7 protein-coding genes are annotated in these 4,020 nt (G+C 32.6%); all 7 read right to left on the bottom strand.

Annotated elements, in window-relative coordinates:
- Nucleotides 1–181, bottom strand: a 181-nt coding sequence (locus PLK24_RS09235) for a DUF2188 domain-containing protein (RefSeq protein WP_324478444.1), incomplete at its 3' end; no start/stop codon positions are given.
- A 234-nt stretch (nt 182–415) separates the two neighbouring features.
- Nucleotides 416–820, bottom strand: a complete 405-nt coding sequence (locus tag PLK24_RS09240; protein WP_324478446.1) for a hypothetical protein — start codon at nt 818–820, stop codon at nt 416–418.
- A gap of 117 nt (nt 821–937) precedes the next feature.
- Nucleotides 938–1,735, bottom strand: coding sequence for a DUF4339 domain-containing protein (locus tag PLK24_RS09245; protein WP_324478448.1), 798 nt, complete (start codon nt 1,733–1,735; stop codon nt 938–940).
- Complete coding sequence (locus PLK24_RS09250) at nt 1,735–2,499, bottom strand: hypothetical protein (RefSeq protein WP_324478450.1); 765 nt, start codon at nt 2,497–2,499, stop codon at nt 1,735–1,737. Before PLK24_RS09250 ends, PLK24_RS09245 begins: the two co-directional genes overlap by 1 nt.
- Before the next feature lie 135 nt (nt 2,500–2,634).
- A complete protein-coding gene (locus PLK24_RS09255) occupies nt 2,635–3,231 on the bottom strand; it encodes a GYF domain-containing protein (protein ID WP_324478452.1) in 597 nt (198 codons plus the stop codon).
- 224 nt (nt 3,232–3,455) lie between these two features.
- On the bottom strand, nt 3,456–3,785 hold the full coding sequence (locus tag PLK24_RS09260) for a hypothetical protein (protein ID WP_324478454.1): 330 nt from the start codon (nt 3,783–3,785) through the stop codon (nt 3,456–3,458).
- Nucleotides 3,775–4,020: hypothetical protein (locus PLK24_RS09265; RefSeq protein WP_324478456.1), on the bottom strand; the 246-nt coding region annotated here is incomplete at its 5' end. The genes PLK24_RS09260 and PLK24_RS09265, both read right to left, overlap by 11 nt.

The raw sequence follows: 4,020 nt of genomic DNA on the forward strand, positions 1-4,020 counted from the left end.
TACCATCTTGTTTATGAATAACGACTGAAGCATCACCCTGCTTTTTCGCAATGTCGATGGTCTTTTTCAGTACATCTTCTTTGGTTTCACCTTTAACTGAAGCTCTTTCTCCCCCTTCCTTTTTACCCTGCCAACCATTATCAGTTTTTGTTACATGGTAAGTTGTTCTTTGTTTGCTCATTTTAAAAAGGATTAATAATTGATATATGTACGTATGAGTGACTGTGAGTATTACAAACTTATTGACTTACCCAAATTTACATAAAATATATCAAGCGTAAAAATTTGAATTTAATTCAGCATTCTCCAACAAATCGAAATTCCTGTTAGGAGTAATGCCAGAAAAGGTATCTCACTATTCTTTCAATATCATACTCATATTCAGCATAATAGTGCTTGAAAAAATGGATGTTCTTTATAGTGTTTTCTTTTCAGCTTCCAAAACAATACCATATAATCCTAACTCTTCATCAGATGCTGTCTTATTCCTGATTTTTTTCTCAAATCCCTTTTTTATTTCTTGAATATGCCCATAATCATTAATTGGTAGTATTAATTTTAACAGCCACATTGCAATAAAAGCGATTAACGCATATTTCCAATTTATAAAGAACAACCAAATCAATGGAATATACTTCAGTTGACTTATGTAAAACAGATAAAAATACCAATCAGGGAAGAATTTGTTTTGAACTGCAATATTCTGAGTTCCGAAAGCAAATTGCCTTATTTTTCTAACCGTTCTTTGGAAAAGGAAACAGTAAATATTAATGCATTCGAATATCAGGTATGCCCCTAACAGTATAAATTCTTTTTTCATCGTATTGTAATATATTGACTAACAGAGATGTAATATTCTGACATTCGAGTTAATCTTTTATGCTTTATGAATTGAACATTTGCAGGTCATCATTTTTAAGACCACCATCATTATGGATTAATTTTTCCATTTGGCTGCGACTTCTTCAAAAAGTGCATGTGAACTTTCAATAAATTCGTCCATAGTTTTAGCTTCATAAGAAGCAATTGCAGGGAACATTAATTTTCCCTCATTTTCAGATGAATTTGTTAAATCATCCAGATTAAGGACATCATGTGCCAATTCATGGTAAATAAGATAATACCGCAGAGGCTTTTTAAACGAATTCCATGTTGAGGGGTTAACATATATTTCAATTCTATCGTCATCATTACTGCCATAAGAAATGCCATGTATATGAGTGGCATCGGTTATGTGGTCGAATTTTGCGAATTTTATTATACTGGTAGTTGGTCTTTTCGGGAATATTCCATAGACGGCAATGTCCCGATAAAATTTTTCAACATAAAAATTAAAATCCACATCTGCTTCATAAGCACTTGACTTAATCTCTTGGTAAAATTTGTATTGATTTTGCTTTTTAAGAAAAAGGAAGACTATAAACAGGACAAGAATTGAGACAAAGGCAATTAAAATACCTCTTACACGTTTTTTTTGATTTTTTGTTGGAGAAATTTGGATATTCTTCTCATTGTTAATTTCATCTTGCTTTTCTACTATTACTTTATTGTTCTTTATTGGGGGTGGCAGTGAGTTCGTGATGTCTTTTAACTCATCTAAATCAGCTAATTTTGTCCAATTCTCTAATCCATAATACCATACCTTTGTTTCTCTTGTGATTGGCTGTTGTTTCAGTTCTTCAAATGTAAAAGGACCAAGTTTTTCAACGCCATCAGTATAAAAGTACTTTTTCATCAATAGTCATATTGTTCGGGAAAAATCACTGAATTGGTAACTAAATCGTATAGTTTTTCTAAAGCGGCAAACTCATTATTAGCTAAACCACCAGACTGGAGATATACAATTTTATCTTCGAAAAAAATCACCCAACATTTTTGTATGATACTCATTTTAATACCTAACCTCTCCATTTCTCCTTTCATTGTGAATTCAAGTGATGGATACTTGTCAACACTCACTATTCTATGATTGAGTATTTGAGGGTTGGTTAAAAAAGAACTCACTTCAGATAAAAAATCATTAACGTATTCATCGTCAGATAAAAGTTCACTCATTTCCTTTCTTGAAAAAAACATGATGTTGTCTTTTACAATAATCATGTAATTATAATTCTTAAACAAGAACTTCTGTACAATATTTGGTCTGTCTCCTTCTTCAATCTGCCATCCCATGGGGGGTCTGAGTTTTAAATTAACCCCTTTTGCTTTTGGATGTCCATCTATGCTTATATATTCTCCCAAATCGAAATTTAAATTGGCAAGTTCATATGATTTTATACTTATTTGTTCACGAAGGCGGTTCTCAAAAAAATACTGGTATTCAACGTTTATGTTATTATTGAAATATAATTCAGAATATCCTGATTTTTTAAGATTTTCAATTAAATCGGTTTTAATGTTCTCTGGAGCATACCAATCCTCGTTTACATGATACTGGTAAACTAAAGTTCTGCCTATTGCGTAACAACCCTTTACAGTAATTCCATTACCAAAATCCATTCCTTGTAATTCCTTATTAATTCTTTGTGCCAATGACTTAATATCACTTTCTGATAATGATTGTGAGTAACTAAGCAAATTGAAACAACATAGTATGACTGGTAGGATGAACTTCACGAGAGAATTATTTTAGCATTAAATTTTTGGATTTCTTCCATATTTGTTGCTAATACCTTCTTCTGCTTTTCCAAAAATCATATAAAGAGGGAAAAATGGTATTATCTGCCACCAACCATTATACCCCATATCGTGACAACGTTTAGCACCTTGCGCAAAAAAGAACCAATATGTCGGGATATAGGCAAGAAACAACCATGCAAACTCATAACTATCTTCGGTTAGCACATTTATGAATGCCATTAAGAATACTACGATAATAAAACTAATTCCATATTCCAATCGCCTTATTCGACCCTTGAATGAAAATGGGTTCGAAAACATACCTTGTCTTTTATAAATTACCGAACCTGTGTTGTCATCAATAACTTCTGCGTCACTATTTTGCGAATCCGATTGGGCAGATGTGGTTTTTAAATCCATTTTTTCAGGAATAATGGGGGGTGGAATTAGTTTAAATAACTCTTCGAATTCGATAATGTCTTTTGCTGGTTTCCAGTCCTCAAGACCTTCAAACCATATAAGTGTTTCTTTAGTTATGGGTTCATTTTTTAGTTCTTCGAAGGAAAATGGACCGAATTTTTCCTTGCCGTCCGAATAAAAATACTTTTTCATGAGTTTTAATATTATATGACCAATAAATACATATACTTTCCGTTCGTCAGAAACATATTACATGAATAAATGCTACTTATTTCAGATAGTCTAAATATGCAAATTTTTAATATTATAATCAAATCCCTTTATCAAATTTCACACAAACAGCATCTTTACATAATTGGTCACATAAAGGACAAAAGCAAAGAAATGCAGTAAACAATTACCACCTGTTCTTATGTTCAGGTGGTAATTGTTTGTATATCAGCCAATGACCAGAACCACATACCATCGCTATCAATTTCCATATTATAGCTTAGATTATAGTGTTTACCTGTTTTAAGGTCTTGGACATTAAGATAAATGATGCCCTGATAATCTTGAAAACCAAGCAGCCTGATGGCAGCTATTTCTTCACCAATGATTTTTTTCTCCAGTTTCATGTAAGGCATGCCAACGGTAAGACGTTTGCCAGTGGTCATTATAAATGGCAAATCAAGGATAATGCTATCATCTGAAATATATTCAAGCACCTGATGTCCTGCAGCATTTATATATGGTTCATTTTTCATCCTCAAGTTCCAACAGGTCAGTAGCATCATAATTATTGGCGATTTCATTATAGACCATATCCTTGATGTCGTTCCAGCGAATGGCAAGGTATTCAGGATGTATATTATTAACATCAATATTTAATTCAGCCACACAACCTGTGTCAGGATTGGTTAACAGCATCTGAAGATATCCACCACTGTAATCCACGCTTTTTAAATCGTATAATCCAAAACCCCTATTGTTTACCAGTAG

Origin of the sequence: Atribacter sp., from assembly GCF_035418125.1 — a bacterium.
GTDB classification, from domain to species: domain Bacteria; phylum Atribacterota; class Atribacteria; order Atribacterales; family Atribacteraceae; genus Atribacter; species Atribacter allofermentans.

What these genes read in the sequence shown, in the direction of transcription:
- PLK24_RS09240 (WP_324478446.1), bottom strand. Translation starts at nt 820, where the DNA reads ATGAAAAAAGAATTTATACTGTTAGGGGCATACCTGATATTCGAATGC.
- PLK24_RS09245 (WP_324478448.1), bottom strand. Translation starts at nt 1,735, where the DNA reads ATGAAAAAGTACTTTTATACTGATGGCGTTGAAAAACTTGGTCCTTTT.
- PLK24_RS09250 (WP_324478450.1), bottom strand. Translation starts at nt 2,499, where the DNA reads ATGGATTTTGGTAATGGAATTACTGTAAAGGGTTGTTACGCAATAGGC.
- PLK24_RS09255 (WP_324478452.1), bottom strand. Translation starts at nt 3,231, where the DNA reads ATGAAAAAGTATTTTTATTCGGACGGCAAGGAAAAATTCGGTCCATTT.
- PLK24_RS09260 (WP_324478454.1), bottom strand. Translation starts at nt 3,785, where the DNA reads ATGAAAAATGAACCATATATAAATGCTGCAGGACATCAGGTGCTTGAA.